The sequence below is a fragment of the Algiphilus sp. genome, from assembly GCF_965216485.1.
Classification (GTDB): Bacteria; Pseudomonadota; Gammaproteobacteria; order Nevskiales; family Nevskiaceae; genus Algiphilus.
The window spans coordinates 825,789-851,255 of sequence record NZ_OZ244162.1; the positions used below are offsets into that span (position 1 = coordinate 825,789).

A 25,467-nucleotide genomic window follows, 5' to 3' on the forward strand; every position below is an offset into this window, starting at 1 on the left:
AGCCACGTAGCGCACCCGGCGGAGCCGCCATGAAGTTCATCTTCGAAGTGCGCGTCAAGCCCGGTTACAGCGTCGAGCAGTATGCCGATGCCTGGATGGAAGCCAGTCGCATCATCCAGCAGACCCCGGGGGCGCGCGGCACCTATCTGCATCGCAAGATTGGCGAGCCGGATACCGTGCTTGCCATCGCGCACTGGGACTCCAAGGCCGCGCGCGACGCCAAGGACGATCGACGCGATGCCCGCGTCCGCGAAATCCTCGAGCGCCATGCGCGGACCTGCGACATCACGCTGATCGGCGAATTCGAGGATCCGGAATGGGAGGTACTGCCGCCGCGCGGAGATGCCTGATGCCGTCATCGGCGCGTCAACCCGCTGCGCTATAAGCCACGTACTGCCGTTTGACACGGCGCCGCGAGACCACCGCATGACCCGCGCCGTTGCGCACGACCGACTTCCCATGGCGCCGCCGCAGGGGCTCGCCCGTTTGCGTCAGATGGCCGCTGTGCAGGGCTATCGTCTGGCCGCCAGTGGAACCGTGCCGGCACGATGGTTCGGCACGCCACCACCGCGCCTGAAGCCGGCGCCGGTGGCCCAGCAGCTTGAGATCGTCAGTCATTGTTGGCGTTATCACCGCCTGCTGGCCTGTCAGCTCGCGTCACTGGCCAACCATCCGCCGCAGCGGCTCCATCTCACCATGACGGTGTTCTATGCCGAAGAGGATGGCGCCACTGCAGAGCTGCTCGCCGCCTGGTGCCGCCAGTCCATTCCCAATGTGTCACTGCGGCCCTGGCCTCTGGCGCCCAGTCAGCTGTTCCGGCGCAGCATCGGGCGCAATCTGGCGGGGCGCGCCACGCAAGCGGACTGGATCTGGTTCACCGACTGCGATGTCCTGTTCGGACCGGGCGCGCTGGATGCCCTGGCGACAGCGGTCGAGGGCCGCTGCGCCGCCCTGGTGTATCCGGCCACCGAATATGTCACGCCGGTACTCGACCAGGCGGCGCTGCACGCCATCGAGGGCGATCGAACGCGGGAGCCGCTGACTCCGGTGGCCTGTATCCGCCGTTCGCTGACACGGGCCACCGGCCCCATGCAGATCACTCGCGGAGAGGTCGCCCGCGCGCTGGGCTATTGCGCCAGCCTGGCGGCGTTTCAGCAGCCAGCGCGGTCGTGGTGCAAGGCCCATGAGGATCGCGCCTTTCGTTGGCAGTTGGGCAGCCCAGGGGAAGCCGTTGAGCTGCCGCCCGTCTTTCGGGTCCGCCATGCGGACAAAGGGCGTGATGCCGGTCGGCGCCGGCCACTACGGGCACAGCTGCGCCGGTGGCGCAGTCGCTGGCAGGATCGGCACCAGGCGGTCTCCTGATGCCTTCACCCGGACGTCATGGGGGTGAGAAAAAGCCGTCACGCGCGCGTTCCATACTGCCGGCATGCGCATCCAGCTCTTCTATAACAGCCCCAAGGCAAGACGCTATTTTCGTGCGATACGCGATGGCCTGAACGAGGACACGGTGGCGCTGGCGCCCATCGGACTGTCTAGTGCCCCCGCGCTGCCGGAAGCGGAACTGGCCTGGATGACGGCCTACAGTACGGCGCGCAAGGCCGCTCGCCCCGATCTGTCCGAGGCGCGCCTCCGCCAGTACACGCAGGTTCTGCGACGGTTTGCGCGCTGGCACTACGGCGCCGTCCACCAACGCATGCGCCTCATGCGCCCCGACGTGGTCGGGGTGTGGGGTGGCCAAGGAGTGGACACGCGCGCGGTCCGTAGGGCGGCCGCTGCGCTCGGCATCCCTTGCATGCTGTTCGAGACCGGATTGCTGCCTTCGACCACCACCGCCGATACGCGCGGCGTCAACTTCGAGAACTCGGTACCGCGCGACCCGCAGTTCTATGCCCGCTACACAGCCCCCGCCGAGCTTCCACGGCACTTTGTGCCACGCCGGGCACCGCAGGGGGAAGCGGAGCCGTTGCCGGCGCGCTATGTCTTCATGCCCTTTCAGGTCGCGCTCGACAGCCAGGTGCTGTTGTACTCCCCCTGGATTCGCAGCATGGCGCAGTTCTACTGGGTGATGGAGAACTGTCTGCGCGAAGTGCCCGAGCCGCTACATCTGGTATGCAAGCCCCATCCCAGCTGCAAGCAGGCGCACAACGAACTGCGGCGCCACGCGGCATCACACCCCCGCTTGCACATTGTTGACAACCACAGCTCCGAAGACCTGATTCGCGGCGCCGAAGGCGTGGTCACGCTGAATTCCAGCGTCGGCATCGAGGCGCTGCTGCTGGACTGCCCCGTGCTGTGCCTGGGCGATGCCTGTTACGCAATCCCTGGCGTGGCCGAGCGCTCGCGCAGCCCGGAGCGGGTCCGGGAGTGGCTGCATGCGCTGGCACTGGGCCGGCCGCCTGCGGCGCCACTGCGGCAACCCTTTCTGCATTGGCTGGCCAATGCGTATGTGATTCCCGGGAGCCATAAAGCACCGGAAGACCCGCATTTTCGTCGCCTGCGCGCGCGCTTTGCTGCCGCTGTCTCCGAAGCCGGGCACGGGCTTTCGGCCTGGGCAGCGGCTGCCTGAGTCCGGTTGCATCGATCGGCTGGCCTTCCTCTGCCATCGATTGGCCTGGGCTGAGCCTCGGCGTAGGCTGCGCACGTCTGGCCCCACAGGGGCAGATGGCCTACTGTGGAAGCTTGTAAACGGCAGGCCACGGGGGTGGCGGCAGGCATGATGGCAAGGGGCGAGAAGGCCGGGAGGTACCCATGACAGCTTCGCGACTGGAGCGCACGCGACTGGCGCTGAGGCGCCTGCTGCACGAGCCCGAGTCGCGCCCCGGGCGCATTTTCGACAGTGTGCTGCAGGTGTTGATCCTGCTGTCGTTGACGGCGCTAACAATTGCATCACTGCAGGGGCTGGCAGGCTGGGCCGTGCAGCTGCTGTTCGTCATCGAGGTGGTGACGATGGGGATTTTCACCGTCGAGTATCTACTGCGGGTGGCAAGCGCACCCAGCGCCCATCGCTACATCTTGAGCTTCTGGGGTGTGGTCGACTTTCTGGCGGTGTTCCCTTACTACATCTTCAATGAATCGCAGTGGGTGCGCGCCTTGCGCTTTCTGCGCATTTTCCGGTTGCTGCGCTTCAACCGCTCGCTGGGCCGCTTTGCCGCGGCATTCCGCGCCTCCAAACATGAGCTCATTGTCTTCGGCACCACCGCGGTGATCATGCTGTTCATCGCCGCGGCGGGCATCTACCAGTTCGAGCACGAGGCACAGCCCGAGGCTTTCGGGTCGATCCCGGAAAGCCTTTGGTGGGCCATCGTCACCCTGACCACAGTGGGCTACGGGGATGTCTATCCGATCACCCCCATGGGCCGGATTTTTACCGGCTTCATCATGATCATCGGCCTGGGGGTGGTGGCCGGCTTCACCGGCGTCATCGCCAGCGCGCTGTCGCGCATCCGGGACGACCAGTAGCCTTTCACGCAGTGTTCATCGCCGCCGTGCTCACCTATCCTCGAACCAACGACATACGAGAGGTGAACAATGCGAGCACAACGTGCAGCGGTAATGATCCTGGTCGGCGCGATGGGCATGGGTGGCGCCGCCTTTGCGCAACAGGAACAGAGCGAGGCCGAGCAGGGCAGCTTCAAGCAGTCGGTGGAAGGCGCGGCCGAACGGGCCGCCGACTATCTGTCCGACACCGCGCTGACCGCGCGCGTGAAAGCCGCCTTGACCACCGAATCGGCGCTCGGCCCCTTCCGCGTCGGCGTTGAATCCACCCGTGGCGTGGTCACGTTGACCGGCGACGTAGGCAGCAAGGCCGAGCGCAAGCTGGCGGAGCGCGTCGCGGCAGACGTCGAAGGCGTCATCGCCGTACACAATGCGCTGCGCGTCAATGAGGACGCAGAGGCCCAGCCCTGAGGCGGTGACGAAGGCTTGGATCCATCAAGCCTGAAGGGCGCGATGCCTGCGCGCTGCGCCGTAGGGCTTGATGCAAAGCGACCTCGACGTTGGCAGCAAGGTCCACCCTGGCGGCTGCGTTGTTCGGTCGGACCCGACTGTGCGCGACGAAATCTGGCAGGCTCCGGCCTGATCTGATGCCTCCTGCCGCCGCACGCCATGGCCTCCACACCCTCGCTCTGCCTGCTGACGCCGACCTGGTCGGGAGATCGCCAGCATTTTGATGTGCTCAGCGCCTCGCTGGCGCGGTCCGCCCTCGCCGAGCTTCCGCATTTTGCGGTGGTACAGAGCGAAGACATGGACGCCTTTGCGGGGTCAGGTGGGCCATCCACGCGGCTGGTGCCCTCCAGCGACATTCTGCCCAGCGGCGTGGACAGACGCCGCCAACAGGCGCGTCGCTGGGCATCGGCGCTGGGCCGCGCGGGCACACGCCTGAGCGGAAGCCTGGCGCTGCGCACGGGGGGATGGCCGTCGTGGGTGCACTACACCGGATGGCACACCCAGCAGATCACCAAACTCGCCTTCGCCGCGCAGAGCGATTTCGATACCGTGGTGGTGATGGATTCCGACGTGGTGGTGCTGCCGCACGCCAGCACGAGCGACTTTGTTTCCGAGAACGCGCGCGCGCTCTGCTACCAGGCGGATCAGCCGGCGAGCGCCTTTGGCGGCAAGCGAGGCAACTGGAATCGTCAGGCGCATGCGCTGCTCGACGTGCCCTACGATCCTCAGAACTACTTCGATACTTCCTTCGAGACCCCATTCGTTCTGCATACGGAGAGTCTGCGCGCGCTGATGCGCTGGTTGGAAAAGCGCTATGACCAGCCCTGGTGGCAGGTGCTGCTCGCACAGCCCGTACGGCGTTGGTCCGAGTTTGCAACCTACCGCCTCTTTCTCAAGCGGCACATGCCTACCGATGCCGTGGAATGGCGCAGTGACGCGCTGATCCGCTATCTCTTCGATGCCGCCGATCCGGAGGCCGTAGGCCGCGAGGTGCGCGCACTGACGCAGGACCCCGCGGCGCACTTCGTGACGATTCATTCACAGAGTTCAGGGCGCCAGCTATGGGGTGCCGAGGGCTATGCGCCGCATGTCATGGACGCACTGGAGGCGGCCACCGCAGCGTCCGGCTGAGCGCGATGGCAACGGAGGGAGCCTGCGGTTTGCGTCCCGAAGGTGCGACTCGCACCATGTCAGGGTCGATCAGCAGAGGAGCACCGGCATGCAGCATCAAGCAGCGCGGGCCGCGATCGAATGTGTGCGCGGCGATATCACCCAACAGCCAGACATGGACGCGGTGGTCAACGCGGCCAATGCCGAGCTGCGTCCTGGGGGTGGTGTGGCCGGTGCCATCCACCGCGCCGCCGGGCCCGATCTGGATGCCGCCTGCCGTGCCTACGCTCCAATCGCCCCCGGTCAGGCGGTGATCACCGAGGCCTTTGCGCTGCCCAACCGCTTTGTGATCCATTGCCTCGGGCCGGTTTACGGACGCGATTATCCGGCCGACACATTGCTGGCCGAATGCCATCGGCGCGCGCTGGCCCTCGCCGCGGAAAAGGCACTGGAATCGGTGGCTTTCCCGGCCTTGTCCACGGGTGCCTTCGGCTACCCCGTTGCGGAGGCTGCCGAGATCGCGATGCGGGCGGTGATCGAGTGCCTCGGCGATGCGCCTTCGGTGCAGCGGCTGCGCTTCGTGCTTTTTGGCGCCGATGATCTTGCGGCCTTTGAAAGCGCCCTGCAGAGCACCGCACAGTAGGGCAGACACTGCACGTGCGCGGGCATGGCTGCCGTCGTTGCCTGCAAGGAGCCCCAGCCAGTCATGGTGACGGAAACCGACAGCAGGAAGGGTGAACACAGCAGCGCGGTGTGGGTCGGAGACGGGCTGTTCACGGACCTGTACGAACTCAGCATGCTGCAGGCCTATCACGCCGAGGGCATGAATCAGGAGGCGGTCTTCAGCTTGTCGGTGCGCCAGCTCCCGCCACAGCGCAACTATCTGATCGCCTGCGGCCTGGATACCGTACTGGAGCATCTGCAGCGGCTGCGCTTCGGCGATGCGGATATCGCTTATCTGCGCAGCCTTGGACACTTTTCGGAATCGTTTCTGGACTGGCTGCACCATTTCCGTTTCCGCGGTCGCGTCCGCGCCGTACCCGAGGGCACACCGGTGTTTGCCCATGAACCGATCCTCGAGATCGAGGCACCACTGCCCGATGCCCAGCTGGTGGAGACCCTGGTGATGAACCAGATCCAGTTGCAGACCGTGCTGGCCACCAAGGCGGAGCGGGTGGTCCGTGCCGCGCAGGGCCGACGCGTGCTGGACTTTGCGGCACGGCGCATGCATGGCATCGACGCTGCGGTGCAGGGCGCACGCGCCTTTTACGTCGGAGGCGTGGACGCCACCTCGAATCTGCGCGCCGGTCAGCGTTACGGCATCCCCGTGGCCGGCACCATGGCGCACAGCTATGTGCAGGCCCACGCCAGCGAGCGTGCGGCCTTCGAAGCCTTTCTGGCGACCTACCCCGAGACTGTCCTGCTGGTCGATACCTACGATACTCATGCGGCCGTCGACTGCATCATCGACCTCGCTCACACGATGGGTACCGACTTCCGCGTGCGCGCCCTGCGTCTGGACTCGGGCGATCTGGTGGCGGAATCGCAACGCGTGCGGCATCGGCTCGATGCGGCGGGCCTGAACAGCGTCCAGCTCATGGCCAGCGGTGGACTGGACGAGCACGAGATCGCGCGCCTGCTGGGTGCCGGGGCCGCTCTGGATGGCTTTGGCGTCGGCACATCCATGGGCGTGTCGGAGGATGCCCCGCATCTGGATATCGTCTACAAGCTGTGCGCCTACGCCGGGGTGGGGCGCATGAAGCTGTCCACGGGCAAGACGGTGCTGCCGGGTCCGAAGCAGATCTTCCGGTCCGATTCGGGCGGCCGCGACACGCACGACACCATTGCGCGCGCGCACGAATCCTTGCCGGGACGGCCCCTGCTCGCGACCGTCATGGACGATGGCCGGCGGCTCGGTGAGGCACCGACGCTGGACACCGTGCGCACGCACACGCAGGCGGCGCTGGCGCGTCTGCCTTCCGCACTGCGGGGGCTGTCCCCGCCCGAAGCGCCTTATCCCGTGCATGTCAGCGCCGCACTCGCGGCCTACCGTCGCGATATTGCAGGAAACATCGCCTAGGCAGCGGTGTCCCATTCGGTAGGAAAGTCACCGCAGCAGGAGGTCTGTCATGACCGATCCCACCAAGGTGCTGCAACAGGGCGACGCCCTCATCGTGGTCGATGTGCAGAACGATTTCTGTCCCGGTGGGGCGCTGCCCATCGAACAAGGCGATCGCGTCGTCCCCGTGCTCAACGCGTGGATGGCGGCGGCCGAGGCGCGTGGCGTGCCGATCTTCGCTTCGCGCGACTGGCATCCGCAGGAGCACGTCAGCTTTCAGACGCGCGGCGGACCCTGGCCGCCGCATTGTGTGCAGGACACGGAAGGCGCCGCCTTTCATCCGGAGCTGCAGCTGCCGGCGAGCACCGTCAAGGTCACCAAGGGCACGCGTTTCGACCAGGACCAGAATTCCGCCTTCGAGCAGACCGGACTGGCACAGGAACTGCTCGCGCGCGCCGTGGAGCGCTTGTGGGTCGGTGGTCTGGCCGAGGACGTCTGCGTGCGTGCCACCGTGCTGGATGGCCGTGCGGCCGGCTTCGATGTCCATCTGATCAACGACGCCACGCGGCCGGTCAGCCATTCCGGCGGGGCAGCCGCGCGCGCGGAAATGGAGGCCGCGGGCGCGGATCTTGCCGCCTGAAGATCCGCAGTCCACGCGGGACGGCCAGCGGCGCAGACGGTGCAGAGCATGCGCCTGCCAAGGGCGGGTGCGTTCTGCCGACCTCCTTCAAATTTGCGATGCATGGCCACGCAGCCGGGCCGCTATGCTGAGGGTCTGAGGAAGGAGACCCACAATGACAAGCATGGCCCCATGGTGGTTGGGTGCCGTCGCGCTCTGCGCGGGCGGCCTGGCCGGAGCGCAGCAGGCGCCCACTTCACCCGAATACCCCTCGCAGGCATGGTTCGAGCGCGAAGCGGACAATTACGCGCGCACGCTGGAAGGCCCCACTGAACAGGTCGGCCAGTCGGCCTTCGTGACGCGGCTGACGCAGCAGAGCCTGGCCAATATTGCGGATTTCAGCGCGCGCGCCGCCGCCGACCCAAGCTGGCTGCTGGCCAGTTCGGAGGCGGTACGAAACCTGCTCAACCAGCTGGACGCGCCGCAGGTGGCGCTGGCCGAGTTGGATGCGCTGCTGCGGACCCTCGCCGAGGATCCGGCTGCAGCGGCGCAGTTCTCGCTGAATACGCCAATCACGCCCCTGTGCGCCAGCTACGCCCTGCAGTGCGCCGGGGATCCCTTCCGCTACCCCGGGGTGGATGCCTTCTACGGCAGCGAAGGCCTGCGCGAGCCCGTGGTGTTCTACGACCGCGGCTGCGCGCGCATCAGCGGCCATGTCTGGCAGCCGGTGGAGACGGCCGGGCGGCTGCCCAGCGTGGTGATCGAGAACGGCTCGATCCAGGCGCCGGAGCCGCTCTACTGGTGGTTTGCGCAACGTCTGGTCCGCGCTGGCTACACCGTCATGACTTTTGATCCTCGCGGCCAGGGCCGTTCCGATCAGCAGACACCGGACTTCGAACAGGGCAGCAATGCCAACAGCACCGTGTTTTGGAACGGGCTGGTGGACGCCATCGACTTCTTCCGCTCCACGCCGCAGCGGCCCTATCCGCATAACGAAGCCTGCGCGGGCACCTACCCGACGCCGACCACGCCGCACAACCCCTATTTCGCGGTCCAGGATCGCGATCGCCTGGGTCTGGCCGGCCATTCGTTGGGAGCGACCGGCGTGGCTGTGGTGCAATCCTACGGCGCGCCGGGCGCCGAGCCATGGCCGGGCGTGCTGGATGCCAGCAATCCGGTGGATGCCGTGGTGGCCTGGGATGGTCTGCCGACGCCGGCGCCGGCCAGCGAGGGCCGGCCGGCAGTGGTGCCGCGCGTCCCCGCCATGGGGCAGACCAGTGAGTACGGCATCTTCGGCGGTCCCCACACCGAGCCGCCCGACCCGGAAAGCCACAAGGGCGGTTTCGAGGGGTGGCGGGCCGCCGGGGTGCCCGTATCGCAGTTCACTATTCGCGGTAGCACCCACTTCGAATGGTCGAATATCCCCACCTTTCCATCGACCTCCTGGTGCCCGGATGCGGCCAGCGGCCGTTGCAGTGGTGGATGGGGTTTGCCCATGGCCGAGCACTACTCGCTGGCCTGGCTGGATCGCTGGCTGAAGCGCCCCGGAGAGCCCGGCCACACCGACGCCGACGCGCGCTTGCTCGACGATGCGCAATGGGCCGACCGGTTCAGCTTCTACTATCGCTCCGCGCGCGACTTTCCGACTCGGGGAGGGGCTCCGGCCCGCTGCGAGGACGTGGCGGCGGGGTGCAGCAACGAAGCCGCTCAGGCGGCCGGAGTGGCTGCGACGAATGCCACCGACGGTGGTGGCGCGGTATCGCCGTGGAGTCTGTTGCTGGCGCTGATGGCGGGCGTGACGGGCGCCATTGCCAGACGGCTTCGCGCGATTCCGGGTTAGCGCAGCACGGCGAGCACCTGCGGCGCACCTGCGCCGCCGCAGGATGCTAGCGTGGCGCGCTTTGGATGCCGGCGCTGACCGCCTCTGGGCTGCACCGCGTCGCATCTGCTCCACGAGGACGGCGGCAATGCGCATACTCTTCTACGGCTTGGCCTGGTTGCCATTGCCGGTCCTGCAACTCCTGGGCAGCAGTGTGGGTGCGCTGCTCTGGTTGGGCCGTTCCTCGCGACGGCGGGTCGCGCTGGCCAACATCGCTGCCTGCATGCCGGAGCTGTCGGCGCGCGAACAGGCGCGCATCGCGCGGATCTCGCTGCGTCACGAGTTCATGACCTATGTCGAAACGGCGCGCTACTGGCTCGGACCGGCGACGTCGGTCAAGCGCTCCGTGCGCGCCTGGCGGAATCTTCACTTGCTGGACGAGGCTTTCGCCCACGGTAGGGGCGTGATCCTGCTGACGCTGCATATGGGCGCCTTCGAGGCGGTGGCCATTCCCATGTCCGCGCGCTACCCCTTCTACGGCCTGTACAAGCCGCAGAAGGGCGTGATCAACGCACTCTCGCTGAAGGGGCGCAAGCGCTTCGGCGGCCGTATGCAGATCGCCGAAGCCGGCGTGCGCCGCGCCTCCCTGCCACTGTTGGCGGAGGGCTATGGCGTGTACTACATGCCGGATCATGACCCGCCCGCCGGGCGCGGCATCTTCGTTCCCTTCATGGGCGTGCCGGCGCACACGCCGACGCTGATCGCGCGCATGGCGCAGGAATCCGGTGCTCCAGTGTTGTTACTGGTGGGGGAACGGCTGTCCTGGGCGCGCGGCTATGTCGCGCACTATCTGCCGGCCCCAGAGGGGGTCTACAGCGCGGATGTCGAGACCGCCACCGCAGCGGTGAACGAGGGTCTGGAGCGCTGCGTGCGGCTGCGTCCGGAGCAATACTGGTGGAGCTACAAGCGCTTCCGCAGACGACCGGAAGGCGCACCGGCCTTCTATCGGTGAGTCTTTACCGCGTCGCCGGCCTGGTCGACGCCAAACCCAGAGGGATGCGGCGTCGCGTCCATGCGTCGGCATGATCCGTGCAGTCCCTGTGCCATCATTGAACGGCGCGGTAAGCCGCGACCCCTGAATGCTTCCTGTCACCGACCCAACCATGCCCTCCGAAACCGTCCCGAATCCGCTGGCACGCCTGCATGCCCACGGCCAGAGCTTCTGGCTCGACTACATCCGTCGTCAGATGCTGCACGACGGCGCCCTGCAGCGCCTGATCGACGACGACGGCCTGCGTGGCATGACCTCGAATCCGGCCATCTTCGAAAAAGCCATCGCCGGTTCGGATGACTATGACGAGCAGCTGCGCACACTGGCGCGCGCGGGGGCAGATCGCGATACGGCCTATGAGGCCCTGGTGCTCCAGGACATCGCGCGTGCCGCCGATGTGCTCGCTCCGGTGCATTCCGCCAGTGGCGGTATCGACGGCTGCGTCAGCATCGAAGTCTCGCCGCACCTGGCGCGCAATACCGAAGGTACCCTCGCCGAGGCACGCCGGCTCTGGTCGCGGCTGGACCGGGCCAACATCATGATCAAGGTGCCCGGTACCCCGGAGGGCGTACCGGCCATCGAAACGCTGATTGCCGAAGGCATCAGCGTCAATGTGACCTTGCTGTTCTCGGTGTCGCGCTATGCCGAGGTGCTGGATGCCTTCATGCGGGGCCTGGAACAGCGGCGCGCCAAAGGCAAGCCCATCGATAAGGTGACGTCGGTGGCGAGCTTCTTCCTGTCGCGCATTGACTCGCTGGTCGACGCCCGGCTTGACCGTTATGGCACCGAGCCGGCGCAGGCCCTGCGCGGGCAGGCGGCCATCGCCTGCGCGCGCCTGGCCTATGCGCACTTCTGCTCGCAGCGGCGCAGCGCGCGCTGGGAGGCGCTGGCCGAGGCCGGCGCCAGGCCGCAACGCCTGCTTTGGGCCTCGACCAGCGCCAAGGATCCGGCCTATTCGGACGTGAAATACGTCGAGCCGCTGATCGGGCCCGACACGGTCACCACGCTGCCGCCGGAGACCGTGACGGCCTTCCGCGATCACGGCCATTGCGCACATACCCTCGGGGAGAGCGCCGACGACGCGCACGACATCCTGCAGCGTCTGGCCGATCTCGATATCGACACCGACGTGCTGGCTGATCAACTCGAAGCGGAAGGCATCGACAAATTCGTGCAGCCCTTCGACGCCCTGCTCGACACGATTCAACAGCGCCTGAACGCGGCGGGCTGAAGGCCGCCCGCGGGGGATTGAGGCGCCGCCCGCGCCGCTATGGGGAGATAGTGTGGATCTGTTGCTGCTCGTTCTGCTCGCCCTGATTCAGGGCATCACCGAGTTCTTGCCGATCAGTTCCTCGGCGCATCTGGTGCTCTTTCCGATGCTGCTGGGGGTCGAGGATCAGGGTCTGGGAATTGACCTCGCGTTGCACGCCGGCACGCTGGTGGCGGTGATGGCCTATTTCCGCAACGAGACCGGCCAGCTTTTCCGCGGCGGGGTGCAGCTGCTGCAGCCGGGGCGGCAGAGCGCCGAGCGGACATTGGCGTTGCAGGTCGCGGTGGCCACACTGCCGGTGGTATTTGCGGGGCTGCTGCTGCGCGAGTTCATTGCCCAGGATCTGCGGGCCCTGCCAGTGATCGCGACCACCACGCTGGTCTTCGGTCTGCTGCTCGGCTACGCCGACTGGCGCGGGCGCGGCAACGCGCCCGAGGTCACGCTGACGCTGACCATGGCCCTGCTCATCGGTCTGGCGCAGACGCTGGCGCTGATTCCCGGTGTCTCGCGCTCCGGCATCACCATTACCGCGGCTCTGCTGGTCGGCCTGGCCCGACCCGAGGCAGCGCGCTTTGCGTTGTTGCTGGCCATCCCCACCACGGCCGCCGCCACCTTGCTGGGTACCATCGAGCTGCTGCGCGGGACCGAGGGCTTCGACGCCGATCCCGCGGATGCCGCCACTGCGGCCGGGCTGGCCATGCTGTCCGCCTATCTGGCCATCTTCTGGCTGATGCGCTTCGTGCGGCGGGCCAGCTTCATGCCCTTCGTCTACTACCGTGTGGTGCTGGGCCTAGTGCTCTTCGGCTGGTGGGCGTCGACGCTGTAGGCGCGGCGGCGGACTTCAACAAGGCGGCGTGCTGGCCGCAGGGCTGCGGCCGGCGGTGTAGGCTGCGCCGGCTATGGAGATTCTGCGCGCCGACAATCTGATCAAGTCCTTCCCCAGCCGGGGTGGCGAGGTGCGCGCCGTCGATGGCGTCAGCCTGCGCGTACGCAGCGGCAGCTGCTTCGGATTGCTGGGGCCCAATGGCGCCGGCAAGTCCACCACCATCGAAATGCTGGAAGGCATCTCGCGGCCGAGTGGCGGCAGCATCCACTACCGCGGTGCGCCGCTGGATGCGCGCTATCGCGAACGGGTCGGCATCCAGTTCCAGGCCACGGCGCTGCAGGAAAATCTCACCGTGCGCGAGAATCTGCGCTTCTTCTCGCGCCTGTACCGGCACCGCGCCGCGCTCGACAGCGTGGTCGAGCGCTGTCATCTCGGCGCCTTCCTCGACCGCGACACGCGACGGCTGTCGGGTGGTCAGCGGCAGCGTGTGCTGCTCGGCATTGCATTGGTGAACGACCCCGAGATCCTGTTTCTCGATGAACCGACCACCGGCCTTGATCCACAGGCGCGACGCAATTTCTGGTCGCTGATCGATGATGTCATTGCCGCCGGCAAGACGGTGGTGCTGACCACGCACTACATGGACGAGGCGGAGCGCCTGTGCGATCACCTCGCCATCATGGACCACGGCCGCGTCATTGCCGAAGGCAGCCCACGCGCACTGCTCGATCAGCACTTTGGCGAGGTGGTGCTGGAATTGCCCGCCGGCGCACTCAACGGTACCGGCGAGGCCATCGCCCATACCGTCAAAGGCGAGTGGGCGGAAGTCGTCACCGATGACGTCAACGCCACGCTGTCTCATCTCATGCAGGCGGGCGTGCCGCTGGCGCAGCTGTCGGTGCGGCCGCGTACGCTGGAGGATCTGTTCCTGCACCTGACCGGAAAGGCGTTGCGCGCATGAATCGCCTGACCGCCTCGCTGCAGCGCTTCACCGCCACCACACGCGCGCGCACCCTCGAATTCCTGCGTGACCGCTCGGCGCTGAGCTGGAATCTGCTGTTCCCGATCGTGCTCGTCGGCGGCTTCGCCATGATCTTCTCGGGCGAACCGGAGCCTTTGTTCCGCGTCGCGGTGATGGGCGAGCCCACGCCGGCTACGGCTGGCTTTCTGGAAACGCCCGGTGTCGCCACCGAGCAGGTGCAGGCCCAGGACACGGCCATCCAGCGGGTGTCGCGCCAGCGCATCGACATGCTGCTCGATGTCGAGGCGCAGCCGGTGCGCTACTGGATCAACCCCAACGCACAGTCCGGTGCGCTGCTCGAGCATCTGCTGCGCGCCACCCTGACCGCGGAGCCGCCGCAGCGCGTCGTGGTGGCGGGCGATCCCATCCGCTATGTCGATTGGGTGCTGCCCGGCATCCTGGCCATGAACGTGATGTTCTCCTCCCTGTGGGGCGTTGGCTACGGCATCGTGCGCTATCGCAAGAACGGCTATCTCAAGCGGCTGAATGCGACGCCGCTGACGGCGCTGGAATTCATCTGCGCACAGCTGGTCTCCCGCCTGGGGCTGGTCTTACTGATGACCTCCATCATGTTCCTCGGCTGCCAGTGGCTGATCGGATTCCGCATGGCCGGAAGCGCGCTGGATCTGCTGGTGGTGGCCGTGCTGGGTAGCGTGGTCATGATCGCGCTCGGGCTGATCATCGCAGCGCGGGTGACCAGCGAAGAGCTCGCCAGCGGCATGCTCAACATCTTCTCGTGGCCGATGCTGGTCCTTTCGGGCGTTTTCTATTCCATCGACGAGGCGCCACAATGGCTGCAGGGCCTCGCGCAATGGCTGCCCCTGACGCATATCCTCGATGCCGCGCGCGCCATCATGCTCGACGGTGCGGGCTTGTGGGAGCTTCGCGGGGCGCTGCTGACGCTGGCCGCAATGAGCATCGCGCTGCTGGTGCTTGGTGCTAGCCTGTTCAAATGGACGCCAGAAGGATGATGTTGTGATGACCCCGGTCGAGCCCGCCCCCTACCGCACCCTGTCCGACCACCTGTGGTGCATCGATACCCAGCAGCTGCGCGAACAGCTGGCCGCCTGCTATCTGGTGGGCGACGGCACGCACTATGCCTTCATCGAATGCGGCACCAATCACAGCGTGCCGCAGTTGCTGGCGCTGCTCGATCATCTCGGCATCCAGCGTGCGCAGGTGCGCTACGTTATCCCCACCCACGTGCACCTGGATCACGCCGGCGGCGCCGGGCTGCTGATGCAGGAGCTGCCCGAAGCCACGCTGGTGATGCATCCGCGCGGTGCGCGACACATGGTGGACCCCAGCGCGTTGTGGAAAGGGGTATGTGCGGTCTATGGCGACGACGAGGCTGAACGCATGTATGGCGCGCTGGTTCCGGTGCCCGAAGAGCGGGTGCGCATTGCCGACAGCGGTGAGCAGATTGCGATAGGTAGCCGTGTTCTGGAAGTCCTCGACAGTCCCGGTCATGCGCGGCACCACTTCAGCCTGTGGGACGCCGCCACGCGTGGCTGGTTCACCGGAGATACCTTCGGGCTGTCCTACCGTGAATTCGACAGCGAATATGGCGCCTTCGTGATTCCCACGACGACGCCGGTGCAGTTTGACCCGGACGCCTGGAAGACCACGCTGGATGCCTATCTGGCGCGCGATCCGGCCTGCATGTACCTGACGCATTACTGTCGCGTGGAGGATGTGCAGCGCCTGGCGGATGACCTGCGCACCGCCATCGATGACTACGTCACCATCGCCCGCTCGCTCAAGGACAGCCATCACCGCCACGACGCCATCGTCGACGCCCTTTTGGCGCACGCGGTGGGCGCGGCGCAGCGCCATGCGGCACCGCTCAGCGAACAGACGGTACGCGAGCTGCTGGCCCACGACATCGAGCTGAATGCCCAGGGGCTGGAAGTGTGGCTCGACCGCGAGGCCGCATAGAGCGTCTGCCGGGCGTGCGCGTACTGCTTGTCGCCGGCCTTGGCCTCTGGCTGAGCGGCTGCGCTTCGATGGCCTACTACGGGCATCTGATCAAGGGACAGACCGAAGTGCTGGCGGCGCGCACGCCGATTGCCGAGGTCGTTGCCGACCCGGACACGGACGAGACCCTGCGCAGGCGACTGCAGCGCGTTGATCAGGCGCGCGGTTTTGCCGTGGCGCAGCTTGCGCTGCCGGAAAGCGGCAGCTATCGCAGCTACGTCGAACTCGACCGCCGCTACGTACTGTGGAATGTCTTCGCCGCGCCCGAGTTCTCGATGCAGGCCTATCGGTGGTGCAACTGGCTCTATGGGTGCTTTGCCTACCGCGGCTATTACCGCGAGGCACCGGCACAGCGCGAGGCCGAGCGGCTTGAGGCGCAAGGCATGGACACGCATATCGGCGGGGTGCCGGCCTATTCAACGCTGGGATGGTTCGACGACCCATTGCTGTGGTCGATGATGTACTGGGACGACGACACCTTGCTCGAAACCCTGTTTCACGAACTGGCGCACGAGCGCCTGTTCGTGAAGGGCGACACCGCCTTCAACGAGTCCTACGCCAGCTTCGTCGGCGAGGAGGGACTGCGCCAGTGGGCTGCGTCGCGTGGCCTGCCGCCGCCGTCTGCCAGCGTGCAGCGGCAGCGGCGCAGCGGCTTTGTCGCCCTGGTGGAAGACACCCGTAGGCAGCTGGAATCACTGTATAGCCAGCCTCTGTCCACCGAAGCCATGCGAGCACGCAAGACCGAGATCATCGACGCGATGCGCGCGCGCTATCGCAGGCTGCGCGATGTGCAATGGGACGGCTGGGGTGGCTATGACCATTGGTTCGATGCACCCATCAACAACGCCAAGCTGCTGACCATTGGTCTCTATCACCAATGGGTGCCGGCCTTTGCCGCCTTGTTCGCGGAGATGGGGGAGGACTGGTCGGCATTCCACGACGCGGTGGAAGCACTGGCCGACGCACCCCGGGACGAACGTCGGAACCGGCTGGAGCAATTGGCGGCACAGCAGCCTGGCGCTCGCGCGCCGCGCTGAAGCGCGCCTTCGGGAACTCAGGCGCTTTGGGCTGTAGAGGATGTGTCCGTCGGCGCTTGGTCGAGGCGCAGCGTCTCGCCCAGGGCCACGGTGGTGAAGGCTTCTTCCGGCACCCCGGCGGCCGCCACCGCGCGCCGCAGTCGCTGAGGTGGCTCGTTCATGGGCTCCGTGGTCAGCCGGAAGGTGCCCCAGTGCATGCCGATCGAACGCCGCGCCCCCAGTTCCTGGTGCATGCGTACGGCTTCCTCGGGGTTGGCGTGCACCGGCGCCATGAAGGCACGCGGTTCGTAGGCGCCGATGGGAAGGAGCGCCAGATCAATGGGTGCGAAACGCGAGCCGATATCCGCGAAGTCGCGCGAATAGCCGCTGTCACCGGCGAAGAAGCAGCGCCATCCGGGGCTCTCGATGATGAAGCCGGCCCACAGCCGCTGGTTGCGATCCAGCGCGGCGCGCCCTGAGAAATGCTGTACCGGCACGGCGTGGATGTGCAGCGTCTGATGGCGGTGCTGCTCCCACCAGTCGAGTTCGACCCAGTGATCGAAACCGCGCCGGCCAAGCCACTGCCCCAGACGCAACGGCGCGACGATGAGCGGATCGTCGCGCTGGCGCAGCGCCTTCAGTGTGGGCAGATCGCAGTGGTCGTAGTGGTCGTGCGACAGCAGTACCAGATCAATCGGCGGCAGCGTCTCCAGCGTCAGACCCGGCGCCTGCAGCCGCTTGGGGCCGGCAAAGCCAAAGGGGGAGGCGCGCTCGCTGAGCACCGGGTCAGTCAGGATGTTGTATCCGCCCTGCTGCAGCAGGAAGCTGGCGTGGCCGATCCAGGTCGCGGTGCTTGTGCTCCGGTTGCGGCGCAGCGCATCGACCTCGGGGGTGACGCGCGCGACATCGGGCGGCTCGAAGGGGCGCAAGGCCAGTTCGGCCACAAACTTGAGCAGGGCCCAGCTCGGGCCGTGGTGGGCGCGGCTGTAACGGTTGTGAAAGCGCGCCTGATGCCGCCGATTCCGGGAATCGCTCATCGCCGGGAGCTATCGCCAGCGCGGGCCGATGATCCAGGCCACCAGACTGAAGCGTTCGCCCCGGGTGACTGGGGTGACGCGGTGCATGACGAAGCTCGGGAAGGCCACGATGGCGCCGCGTTCGCGCGAGGCGGCGATGCCGCGCATCTTGTACCAGAGTTCCAGGTTGCCGCCTTCGTAGTCATCTGCATGACTGAGCTGCACCGAGAAACTGATCTTGCGACCGCTATTCTTATCGCCGTTGTCCATATGCCAGTTGTAGAAGCCTTCATCGCTGGCGTCATAGCGGGCCAATTGGATGGCGCCGTTGAAATCGGTGATATCGAAGCCGAATACCTCGCGGTTCATCTTCTCGATCTGTGCCCAGATGCGCTCGTAGAGCCAGCCATGGCCGTCGGCGCGCCGCAGCCACATCACCTGTGAACGGCGGATGCGCGGGTCATTGCCACCACCGGAGGTCGTCCCTGCGGTCAATCCTTCACTGCGCGCCAGTGCGATCAGCCCGTCCATCTCCTCATCTTCGAGGATGCGCGGGATGCAGTACATGCGCGTAAAACCTTCGGGCGTGGCGGTCATGGTCGAGACGGTCGAGCGGTGGACGAGGGCGTTAGGGTAGCGCTGTTGCGGTGGCAGCGACGGCGGTGCGATCGGCACTTCAATGACCGGAGAGGGCATCGAGCAGTGCCTCGCCGTAGCGCGCGATCTTGGCAGCACCCAGACCAGGAACCTCGCGCAGAGCGTCAAGGCTGTCCGGTCGTCGCTCGGCGATGGCGCGCAGCGTGCGATCGTGCGCCACCACGTAGGCGGGCACGCCTTCCTGCTGGGCGATGGCCAGCCGCGCTGCGCGCAGGGCGTCGAAGGCCGCCTGGCTGGCGGCGTCCAGGCTGGCTTCCGCGGCGGCAGGGGCACGCCGCCCGCCGGGCGCGCGGCGCTGTGAAGGCGTGCCTTGTGCTGGTGGCAGCCAGCGTGCGGGCTGGGCGCCACGCATCACGGCACCGCCCTCCTCGGTCAGGCGCAGGACCGGATAGTCGTCACCGCTGAAGCTGATCCACCCGGCGGTGACGCAGCGCCCCAGCGCACGCTGGATCCACTCCCGTGGGCGCTCGGCGAGCAGACCATAAGTGCGCACCTGGGTCAGCCCCATGCGCTCAAGTTTGGCGTCGTGCTCACCGCGCAGCAGGGCGACGGCCATCTTCATGCCGAGCCGGCCATGGACGCGCGCTACGGCCGACAGAAGCTGCTGCGCCAGCAGCGTGGCGTCTTCGTCCGTGCCGCCGTCGTCCAGCGTCAGGCAGACGTCGCAGCGACCGCAGCCGGCAAGGGTTTCGGCTTCATCGCCGAAATAGCGAAGGATGGCGTCGTGGCGGCAGGAGCCGCCCTCGGCCCAGCGGATCAGCTCGAGAAAGAGATTCCATTTGTGCTCGACGATCTCGCCCTGGTCTGAGGCCTGCTCACCGCCGGGGGATTCGAGCAGGCGTCGCCGCTGTGGCAGATCGGATTGCGCCCAGCACAGCACGCCGATGGCATCCTTGCCGTCGCGGCCAGCACGACCGACTTCCTGATAGTAGGCCTCGATGGAGCCAGGCGGCGCGAAGTGCACCACGGCGCGGACATCGGCGCGGTCAATGCCCATGCCAAAGGCGTTGGTGGCGCAGATCAAGTCGATGTGCCCTTGGGCGAAATCCTCCTGCGCGAGCTGGCGGTCCTCGGCTGGCAGCCCCGCATGGTAGCTGCGGGTGCGCCAACCCAGGCCGGCAAGCCGGCCGGCTTCGCTCTCGGCCAGCTTGCGTGTCGGCGTATAGACAATGGCCAGGCCGCGCTTGCCCCCGGGCGCACCCAGCGCCTCCTTGAGGGCGGCATCCACCACCCGCTGGCGCTCGCGCTGGCCGTTCACCTCGGTGGCGCGCAGCGCCAGATTGGGGCGGGCGAAGCCATGGATGAGCTGTGGTGTGTCGGCTCCCAGTCCGAGGCGGTTGACGATTTCGTCGCGCACCACGGGTGTGGCGGTGGCAGTGCAGGCAAGCACGTGCGGCGGCGCGAGTTCGCGGACCAGATCGCCGATCTGCATGTATTCGGGACGGAAATCGTGCCCCCATTCACTGATGCAGTGCGCCTCGTCCACGGCAATCAACGGGCAGTCGATCTGTGCCAGTCGGTTGCGAAAACCGGGCGCCGCCAGCCGCTCGGGGGCGATGTAGACCAGCCGGAAGGCGCCGGACCACAGGCCTTCCAGCCGGCGCTGCAGTTCGTCCGGCGACAAGGTGGCGGCGAGATAGGTGGCGGCGACGCCGCGCGCCTGCAGCGCCGCCACCTGGTCGGCCATCAGAGCCACCAGCGGTGACACGACCACGGTCGTACCCGGCATCATCAGCGCGGGCACCTGATAGCAGAGGGATTTACCGCCACCGGTGGGCGCGACCAGCAAGGTGCGTCCGTGCTCCAGCAGGGTGTCGATGGCCTTTTGCTGTCCGGGGCGGAACCCGGCATAGCCCAGGGTGGTGAGGACCTGTTCGGCTTCGGCGAGACGATGCATGGCGCGCAGTGTAAGGTCACAGCCACTGACACGGTTCGCGCACGGCGTTAGCCTTGCCGCAACCGTCACCACGGAGGCATCAGGCGCAATGGCACGGTCGGAAGCGCGCAGTCAGCTTTGCGACGATCCGCGCATCGAAATGGCGCAGTACTTCCTGTCGCCCGACGAAGCAGCCCACGTCATTGCGTTGGCGCGCGACGATCTCGGCGAAGCCGGCGTCAGTCTCGACAGCGGCATTGGCAAGAGCAGTGGGCGCACGGCCTGGAATGCCTGGATTCAGCACGACCATGACGCGGTAGTCCACGCCCTGTGCGAGCGGTTGGCTGAGCTGGCGGGCCATCCGCTGGCCCACGCAGAATCCCTGCAGGTGGTGTACTACGCGCCGGGCGGCGAGTATCGCGCCCACTATGACGCCTACGATGTCAGCACCGAGCGCGGTCAGCGCTACACCGCGCGCGGCGGTCAGCGTCTGTGTACCGCCATCCTCTATCTCAACAACGTGGACGCCGGCGGCAGGACGCGCTTCCCGCGCCTTGATCTCGCCATTCGTCCCGAGTTGGGCAACGTCCTGGTGTTCGACAGCTGCGAAGCCGGTTCGCGGCGGGTGCATCCCCTGTCGCTGCACGCCTCCGAACCGCTGGAGGCGGGGGAGAAGTGGATCGCGAATCTCTGGTTTCGCGAGCGGCCGTATCGGGCCGACGGGGCCGCGACCGGGCCTGCTGCCTAGCCGCGACGCCGGTCCGGATCAGGCAGTGGCGCCCAAAGCATCCGCTTGGGTGCGTTCGCCCAGTCGGTCGGCAGCCTTGCGCAGGTGTTCGATCATCTGTCGAGTGGCGCGTACCTGTTCAAGCCTCGCGTGGACTTCGCCCGTAGTGATGCGACCTGCGACCGCCGCCTGTAACAGTGCCTCGCGGGCCAGTCGGGCCAAGGGTTTCAAATCAATTTCCGTGTCTGGGGCGGCGGGCATTGATTTCACCCCGCTCAGTACCTGGATGCTGGCGCGCTGAAACGCGCCGACGGAGCCATCGTCGCCTGCCAAGGTGACGAGAGCCGCAGAACGCGTATGTGCGAGGGCATCCCGCAGTTCATGGGCGGCGCGCAGAACATCGGTCAATTCGACCGCGAGCGCTGCCGTCAGCCGCTGCAGTTCGAGCTTGGAGACCGCGGTCTCCACACAGTCCAGCAGGGTCGCTATTGACCCTTGCAGACGCTCCAGTCGAGCCCGGTCCACCTCCTTCTGCATCGTCAGCAGTGCGGCGTCCCGGGTCATCCCGATCATCCTTCGCAGTTCCAGTCGCATGGCCTCAAGCGCGAGGGCCGGCGTCCCGGCTGTTGTGGCGTCCAGATAACGCGGCTTGCCCAGTAGCTCTTCGGCGGTGGCGAAGCGTTGCCCCAACCACTGCGAGAGCCGCCCCGTGAGTGGCCAGAGCAGCAGAACGCCGAGAACGTTGAACAGTGTGTGGAAGACGGCCAGCGCAACCGCAGGCGCGGCATCCAGAGCGAGGAGGCGGCTGGTCTGGCTGACCAGCCACAGCATGATCGGCAACAGCGCCAGGGCCACGGCGCCGGTGAGAACATTGAAGACGACGTGTGCGCTTGCCACGCGACGCGCGTTGGCCGTGGCGCCCAACGTGGCCAGTACGGCCGTTGACGTGGTGCCCACGTTCGCGCCAATGACCATCGCAGCCGCCGCCGCGAGATCGACAAGCCCGCCCGTGGCAGCCGTCAACGTGATCGCAATGGCGGCACTTGAGGATTGCGTGACCAGCGTCATGAAGAAGCCGATCCCCACGAAAAGCAGCAGACCGACCACAGAGCCCGACGGGATGGCACTCAGATCAACGACCTGTGCCAATCCTTCGAAGGCGCCGCGCAAGAAGTCGATACCGATGAAGAACAGGCCGAAGCCGGCCAGCGCTTCGCCCAAGGCACCGCGACGCGATCGAGAGCCGCTCAGGCGCAGCGCCATGCCAATGCCGATCAAGGGCAGCGCGAAGGCTTCTACCTTGATCTTGAATCCGACGGCGGCCACCAGCCAACCTGTCATCGTCGTGCCGATGTTGGCGCCGTACACCACGCCCAATGCCTGATGTAGGGTGAGCAGATTGGCATTGACGAAGCCGATCGTGGCAACGGTGACCGCGCTGGATGATTGCACGACCCCGGTAATCAGCGCCCCCGAAGCAATGCCGCGCAGTGGCGTGCTGGTCCACCGGCCCAGCAGCTCCTTCAATGCGTCGCCGGCAGCGAGTCGGAGGCCATCCGAGATCATGCCAACGGCGAGCAGGAAAAGCCCAAGACCACCAACGAGCGCGCCGAGAGTGTCGAATGAGAGGGCGGATTCCATTGCTGGATTGTGCCGCATCAGATGCCCGGTGAAGGACTTCGCAAAGGTCCAAGAGGAAGGCTCGTATGGGGCAGGCGCGAATTCCTGTTGCAGGTGCGACAGTGCGACGGCATGCACGGCGGCGGCTCGAAGGAATGCCCGATGCGCGTTTCACAGGCACCGCAACCGAACGCCTGTTCAGGCTTCACTCATGGCGCATGCATAGCCTCCTCTCCGTCGCGACGATGACTCATTTGCAATGGAGAGAATCAATGAAGACGTTCACGACCTATCTTTCCGGCTTGGCGCTTGCGGGTGGCTTGACCGCCATTCCGAGCACTGTGCTGGCCCAGAACGAAGAAGTTGGGGCCTACCTCGGCGGTGGTGTTGGTTATTTCCGCATCAACGACGAGGACTTTCCCGACAGCGAGGACGAATTGAAGGACAACCGCTGGTCCTGGCGCGGCCAGGCCGGTATCCAATTCAATCCCGTGTTCAGCGTCGAGGGTGGCTATACCGACTTTGGTGAAGTTGAGGACGGTTCGCTCGAGCTGGATGCCGACGGCAGCTTCGTCGCGGCCCTGGTGCACCTGCCGCTGGCCAATGGCGTTGCCCCCTACGGCAAGGTCGGCCAGCTCTGGTGGGATGTCGAGCGCAGGGCCACCACCACCAGTAGCGGCTTTCTGGGCGGTGGCGAGACCACCGTGTCGCGCAGCAGCGAGGACGGCAACGACACCTTCTACGGCGTCGGCATTCGCTTCGGCGAAGGGCCGGGGCTGCAGATGCGCGTCGAGTACGACCGCTTCGCGCTGGACGATGCCGATGTCGATATGGCGTCGGTCAACCTGCAGTATCGCTTCTGAGTGGTGCCGGGGAGATGCGACTGCATCTCCCCATCCAGCTGTCTCCCTAGGCCCTCTGTTGCGCAGAGGGCCTACTGCTTTTGGCGCATCGCAGGCGCCAGCGCGCGCGCTAGGCTTGGTAAGAGCGCTGCAGCGTTTAGAATCCACAACCCCACACAAGCGCCGCCCCCCGGCGGGTAGCCAGATCACGAGAAAGGAAACCTTGGAATGAGCGTAACGATACACACCGTTCAGGCGGAAAAGACCAGCGGAGACCTGGCACGCGAACAGCAACTGGCCTGGAAGCTGGCTGAGCTTGCCACCCGCGCGAAGGACGCCCCCCAGGATGCCGACGCCATCGCGATGGCCAAGAACCGGATCATCGACAACGCAGCCATTGCACTGGGCGCCGCGAACGAAACCGCCGTCAAGGTGGCGCGCGCCGATGCACTCGCATCCAAGGGCACGGGCAAGGCCACGATCTGGGGTCTGAAGGAGCACTTCGCGCCGGTACCGGCTGCCTTCGCCAATGCGGTGGCCGTGCGCTTCCTCGACAACGACGATTGCTACCTGGCGGCCGAGTATTCCCACCCGGACGACAACATTTCGCCGATCATCGCCGTCGGTCAGCATCTGGGCGTCAGCGGCGCCGACATCCTGCGCGGCATCGTCGTGGCCTACGAAGTCCATGTGGCGCTGGTTGGTACGGGGGATGGCACCGGTATCTGCCTGCATAAGCACAAGGTCGACCACATGACGCACATCGCCGCGGGCACGGCGGCGGGTCTGTCCTCCATGCTGGGCCTGAGCACCGAGCAGGCCTATCACGCCATCAACTTTGCCGTGCACAACGCCATTTCCTCGCGCCAGTCGCGCAAGGGCGACATTGGCGCGCAGAAGGAATTCGTGCCGGGCTTCTCGGCGGAGATTTCCATCAAGGCCGTGCACCACGCCATGCACGGCCTCAAGGGGCCGAACCCGGTCTACGAAGGCGTCGACAGCATCATCCGCCGCTTCCTCAATGGCCGCGATGACGAAAAAGCCGTCTACAAGGTGGCGCTGGTGGCGCCGGGCGCCGATCCGCTCCGCAACATCCTGAAGACCTACCCCAAGCAGCACGCCTTCGAGTATCAGGGCCAGGCGATCATCGACCTCGCGCTGCAACTGCGTGAAAAGCTGCCGAAGAAGGGCGACGGCGTGGATCTGGACCAGATCAAGAAGATCGTGCTGGAAACCAGCCATCACACGCACCATGTCATCGGCACCGACGCCAAGGACCCGCAGAAGATCGACCCCGATTCCCCGCGTGGCACGCTGGACCACAGCATCATGTTCGCCATTGCGCGCTGCATCCAGACCGGCGAGTTCCACAAGGATCGCGCCTATCAGATGACCCAGGCCGAAAAGGATGAGCTGCGCACGCTGATGGCGCGCATCGAAACCCAGTTCGATCAGCGTTGGGAAGACCTCTACCACGACCAGGACCCGAACGTGCAGGCCTATGGCGGCCGCATGATCGTGACCCTGGCCGATGGCTCAGAGGTGGCGGACGAGAAGACCCGCGCCAATGCCCACCCGGGCGGCGACACCCCCTGGCAGCGCCCGGACTACGAGGCCAAGCTGGCCGACTACACCCAGGGGCTCGTCAGCGACGCCGAGCGTGCCCGTTTCATCGAGGCCGTCAACGGCATGGACAGCCTCAAGGGTGACGAGCTGGCCACGGTCAACCTGATCGTGGACGCAGGCAAGCTGGACGCCCCGGACACGCGCGGGATTTACTGATCGCAGTTCCGCTGGCGGCTCGCCTGCCAGATTGAAATGGAAACCCGCCCGGAGCCAACCGGGCGGGTTTTCTTTTGTGCGTCGGTCGCTCGGGAGCCGTGGGGTATTCCGAAACAAGTGCATCGACCGACACGGTCCGCAGATGAAGCAGCTGCCAGTCGGCCAGCAGACAGACATTGCCGCTGTGCGCATGACGCCGCAACGCAAGCAAGGCCAGCGCCGACCGGCAAGCGG

Annotated in this window: 24 protein-coding genes; 20 read left to right on the forward strand and 4 right to left on the reverse strand. The window is 66.4% G+C overall.

Translation table 11 applies throughout. From position 1 onward, the window contains the following. Positions 1-29: 29 nt before the first annotated feature. From ACOOFO_RS03780 to ACOOFO_RS03860, 17 genes are all read left to right on the forward strand, one after another. Positions 30-350, forward strand: coding sequence for an antibiotic biosynthesis monooxygenase family protein (locus ACOOFO_RS03780; protein WP_420428329.1), 321 nt, complete (start codon positions 30-32; stop codon positions 348-350). Between the two features lie 76 nt (positions 351-426). Then, positions 427-1,362 carry a glycosyltransferase family 2 protein gene (locus ACOOFO_RS03785; RefSeq protein ID WP_420428330.1) on the forward strand — a complete coding sequence of 312 codons (936 nt, stop codon included), beginning with the start codon at positions 427-429 and terminating at the stop codon, positions 1,360-1,362. Positions 1,363-1,426: 64 nt separating this feature from the next. Next, the gene (locus ACOOFO_RS03790; RefSeq protein WP_420428331.1) at positions 1,427-2,566 is read left to right on the forward strand and encodes a hypothetical protein; all 1,140 of its coding nucleotides are present in this window, start codon (positions 1,427-1,429) and stop codon (positions 2,564-2,566) included. Positions 2,567-2,748: 182 nt separating this feature from the next. Next, positions 2,749-3,459: an ion transporter gene (locus ACOOFO_RS03795; RefSeq protein WP_420428332.1), complete on the forward strand. Its 711-nt coding sequence runs from the start codon at positions 2,749-2,751 to the stop codon at positions 3,457-3,459. 69 nt (positions 3,460-3,528) lie between these two features. Then, positions 3,529-3,906, forward strand: a complete 378-nt coding sequence (locus tag ACOOFO_RS03800; protein ID WP_420428333.1) for a BON domain-containing protein — start codon at positions 3,529-3,531, stop codon at positions 3,904-3,906. Between the two features lie 198 nt (positions 3,907-4,104). Next, positions 4,105-5,076, forward strand: coding sequence for a DUF6492 family protein (locus ACOOFO_RS03805; protein WP_420428334.1), 972 nt, complete (start codon positions 4,105-4,107; stop codon positions 5,074-5,076). An 88-nt stretch (positions 5,077-5,164) separates the two neighbouring features. Beyond that, positions 5,165-5,698: a macro domain-containing protein gene (locus ACOOFO_RS03810; protein WP_420428335.1), complete on the forward strand. Its 534-nt coding sequence runs from the start codon at positions 5,165-5,167 to the stop codon at positions 5,696-5,698. A 63-nt stretch (positions 5,699-5,761) separates the two neighbouring features. Continuing rightward, positions 5,762-7,135 (forward strand): nicotinate phosphoribosyltransferase, encoded by a 1,374-nt coding sequence (locus ACOOFO_RS03815; RefSeq protein ID WP_420428336.1) that lies wholly within the window; start codon positions 5,762-5,764, stop codon positions 7,133-7,135. 49 nt (positions 7,136-7,184) lie between these two features. Continuing rightward, complete coding sequence (locus ACOOFO_RS03820) at positions 7,185-7,754, forward strand: isochorismatase family protein (protein ID WP_420428337.1); 570 nt, start codon at positions 7,185-7,187, stop codon at positions 7,752-7,754. Between the two features lie 154 nt (positions 7,755-7,908). After that, the gene (locus tag ACOOFO_RS03825) at positions 7,909-9,573 is read left to right on the forward strand and encodes an alpha/beta hydrolase family protein (protein ID WP_420428338.1); all 1,665 of its coding nucleotides are present in this window, start codon (positions 7,909-7,911) and stop codon (positions 9,571-9,573) included. A 127-nt stretch (positions 9,574-9,700) separates the two neighbouring features. Next, positions 9,701-10,564, forward strand: a complete 864-nt coding sequence (locus ACOOFO_RS03830; protein WP_420428339.1) for a lysophospholipid acyltransferase family protein — start codon at positions 9,701-9,703, stop codon at positions 10,562-10,564. Positions 10,565-10,715: 151 nt separating this feature from the next. Continuing rightward, a complete protein-coding gene (tal, locus tag ACOOFO_RS03835; protein ID WP_420428340.1) occupies positions 10,716-11,834 on the forward strand; it encodes a transaldolase in 1,119 nt (372 codons plus the stop codon). 52 nt (positions 11,835-11,886) lie between these two features. After that, on the forward strand, positions 11,887-12,699 hold the full coding sequence (locus ACOOFO_RS03840; protein WP_420428341.1) for an undecaprenyl-diphosphate phosphatase: 813 nt from the start codon (positions 11,887-11,889) through the stop codon (positions 12,697-12,699). A gap of 73 nt (positions 12,700-12,772) precedes the next feature. Then, positions 12,773-13,660 carry an ABC transporter ATP-binding protein gene (locus ACOOFO_RS03845; RefSeq protein ID WP_420428342.1) on the forward strand — a complete coding sequence of 296 codons (888 nt, stop codon included), beginning with the start codon at positions 12,773-12,775 and terminating at the stop codon, positions 13,658-13,660. Continuing rightward, entirely contained in the window at positions 13,657-14,691 is a 1,035-nt protein-coding gene (locus ACOOFO_RS03850) for an ABC transporter permease (RefSeq protein WP_420428343.1), read from the forward strand. The genes ACOOFO_RS03845 and ACOOFO_RS03850 overlap by 4 nt, the downstream gene beginning before the upstream one ends. A gap of 7 nt (positions 14,692-14,698) precedes the next feature. Further along, positions 14,699-15,658 carry an MBL fold metallo-hydrolase gene (locus tag ACOOFO_RS03855; protein WP_420429635.1) on the forward strand — a complete coding sequence of 320 codons (960 nt, stop codon included), beginning with the start codon at positions 14,699-14,701 and terminating at the stop codon, positions 15,656-15,658. Next, entirely contained in the window at positions 15,634-16,734 is a 1,101-nt protein-coding gene (locus tag ACOOFO_RS03860; RefSeq protein WP_420428344.1) for an aminopeptidase, read from the forward strand. Before ACOOFO_RS03855 ends, ACOOFO_RS03860 begins: the two co-directional genes overlap by 25 nt. 17 nt (positions 16,735-16,751) lie before the next feature. Here ACOOFO_RS03860 and ACOOFO_RS03865 read toward each other — a convergent pair whose 3' ends face one another. From ACOOFO_RS03865 to ACOOFO_RS03875, 3 genes are read right to left on the reverse strand one after another with little or no spacing between them, the layout of a single operon-like run. Next, positions 16,752-17,750: an MBL fold metallo-hydrolase gene (locus ACOOFO_RS03865; RefSeq protein WP_420428345.1), complete on the reverse strand. Its 999-nt coding sequence runs from the start codon at positions 17,748-17,750 to the stop codon at positions 16,752-16,754. 9 nt (positions 17,751-17,759) lie between these two features. Then, positions 17,760-18,425, reverse strand: a complete 666-nt coding sequence (locus ACOOFO_RS03870; protein WP_420428346.1) for a 2OG-Fe(II) oxygenase — start codon at positions 18,423-18,425, stop codon at positions 17,760-17,762. After that, positions 18,406-20,283 carry a RecQ family ATP-dependent DNA helicase gene (locus ACOOFO_RS03875; protein ID WP_420428347.1) on the reverse strand — a complete coding sequence of 626 codons (1,878 nt, stop codon included), beginning with the start codon at positions 20,281-20,283 and terminating at the stop codon, positions 18,406-18,408. Before ACOOFO_RS03875 ends, ACOOFO_RS03870 begins: the two co-directional genes overlap by 20 nt. An 88-nt stretch (positions 20,284-20,371) precedes the next feature. Here ACOOFO_RS03875 and ACOOFO_RS03880 point away from each other — a divergent pair, with 88 nt between their 5' ends. Next, positions 20,372-21,010, forward strand: a complete 639-nt coding sequence (locus ACOOFO_RS03880; RefSeq protein ID WP_420428348.1) for a prolyl hydroxylase family protein — start codon at positions 20,372-20,374, stop codon at positions 21,008-21,010. 18 nt (positions 21,011-21,028) lie between these two features. On the opposite strand, the gene ACOOFO_RS03885 is transcribed toward ACOOFO_RS03880, so the two are convergent. Then, the gene (locus tag ACOOFO_RS03885) at positions 21,029-22,630 is read right to left on the reverse strand and encodes a Na/Pi symporter (protein ID WP_420428349.1); all 1,602 of its coding nucleotides are present in this window, start codon (positions 22,628-22,630) and stop codon (positions 21,029-21,031) included. Between the two features lie 251 nt (positions 22,631-22,881). Between ACOOFO_RS03885 and ACOOFO_RS03890 the strand changes: the two genes are divergently transcribed. After that, on the forward strand, positions 22,882-23,472 hold the full coding sequence (locus ACOOFO_RS03890; protein WP_420428350.1) for a porin family protein: 591 nt from the start codon (positions 22,882-22,884) through the stop codon (positions 23,470-23,472). Between the two features lie 207 nt (positions 23,473-23,679). Then, positions 23,680-25,233: an MmgE/PrpD family protein gene (locus ACOOFO_RS03895; protein ID WP_420428351.1), complete on the forward strand. Its 1,554-nt coding sequence runs from the start codon at positions 23,680-23,682 to the stop codon at positions 25,231-25,233. Positions 25,234-25,467: the final 234 nt, after the last annotated feature.

Excerpts from the sequence above, each read along its gene's own strand:
- tal (WP_420428340.1), top strand. The coding sequence starts at position 10,716 with ATGCCCTCCGAAACCGTCCCGAATCCGCTGGCACGCCTGCATGCCCAC.
- ACOOFO_RS03895 (WP_420428351.1), top strand. The coding sequence starts at position 23,680 with ATGAGCGTAACGATACACACCGTTCAGGCGGAAAAGACCAGCGGAGAC.
- ACOOFO_RS03800 (WP_420428333.1), top strand. The coding sequence starts at position 3,529 with ATGCGAGCACAACGTGCAGCGGTAATGATCCTGGTCGGCGCGATGGGC.
- ACOOFO_RS03875 (WP_420428347.1), bottom strand. The coding sequence starts at position 20,283 with ATGCATCGTCTCGCCGAAGCCGAACAGGTCCTCACCACCCTGGGCTAT.
- ACOOFO_RS03830 (WP_420428339.1), top strand. The coding sequence starts at position 9,701 with ATGCGCATACTCTTCTACGGCTTGGCCTGGTTGCCATTGCCGGTCCTG.
- ACOOFO_RS03785 (WP_420428330.1), top strand. The coding sequence starts at position 427 with ATGACCCGCGCCGTTGCGCACGACCGACTTCCCATGGCGCCGCCGCAG.
- ACOOFO_RS03820 (WP_420428337.1), top strand. The coding sequence starts at position 7,185 with ATGACCGATCCCACCAAGGTGCTGCAACAGGGCGACGCCCTCATCGTG.
- ACOOFO_RS03890 (WP_420428350.1), top strand. The coding sequence starts at position 22,882 with ATGAAGACGTTCACGACCTATCTTTCCGGCTTGGCGCTTGCGGGTGGC.
- ACOOFO_RS03815 (WP_420428336.1), top strand. The coding sequence starts at position 5,762 with ATGGTGACGGAAACCGACAGCAGGAAGGGTGAACACAGCAGCGCGGTG.
- ACOOFO_RS03780 (WP_420428329.1), top strand. The coding sequence starts at position 30 with ATGAAGTTCATCTTCGAAGTGCGCGTCAAGCCCGGTTACAGCGTCGAG.
- ACOOFO_RS03805 (WP_420428334.1), top strand. The coding sequence starts at position 4,105 with ATGGCCTCCACACCCTCGCTCTGCCTGCTGACGCCGACCTGGTCGGGA.
- ACOOFO_RS03810 (WP_420428335.1), top strand. The coding sequence starts at position 5,165 with ATGCAGCATCAAGCAGCGCGGGCCGCGATCGAATGTGTGCGCGGCGAT.
- ACOOFO_RS03855 (WP_420429635.1), top strand. The coding sequence starts at position 14,699 with ATGACCCCGGTCGAGCCCGCCCCCTACCGCACCCTGTCCGACCACCTG.
- ACOOFO_RS03790 (WP_420428331.1), top strand. The coding sequence starts at position 1,427 with ATGCGCATCCAGCTCTTCTATAACAGCCCCAAGGCAAGACGCTATTTT.
- ACOOFO_RS03850 (WP_420428343.1), top strand. The coding sequence starts at position 13,657 with ATGAATCGCCTGACCGCCTCGCTGCAGCGCTTCACCGCCACCACACGC.
- ACOOFO_RS03880 (WP_420428348.1), top strand. The coding sequence starts at position 20,372 with ATGGCACGGTCGGAAGCGCGCAGTCAGCTTTGCGACGATCCGCGCATC.
- ACOOFO_RS03885 (WP_420428349.1), bottom strand. The coding sequence starts at position 22,630 with ATGGAATCCGCCCTCTCATTCGACACTCTCGGCGCGCTCGTTGGTGGT.
- ACOOFO_RS03845 (WP_420428342.1), top strand. The coding sequence starts at position 12,773 with ATGGAGATTCTGCGCGCCGACAATCTGATCAAGTCCTTCCCCAGCCGG.
- ACOOFO_RS03825 (WP_420428338.1), top strand. The coding sequence starts at position 7,909 with ATGACAAGCATGGCCCCATGGTGGTTGGGTGCCGTCGCGCTCTGCGCG.
- ACOOFO_RS03865 (WP_420428345.1), bottom strand. The coding sequence starts at position 17,750 with ATGAGCGATTCCCGGAATCGGCGGCATCAGGCGCGCTTTCACAACCGT.
- ACOOFO_RS03795 (WP_420428332.1), top strand. The coding sequence starts at position 2,749 with ATGACAGCTTCGCGACTGGAGCGCACGCGACTGGCGCTGAGGCGCCTG.
- ACOOFO_RS03870 (WP_420428346.1), bottom strand. The coding sequence starts at position 18,425 with ATGCCCTCTCCGGTCATTGAAGTGCCGATCGCACCGCCGTCGCTGCCA.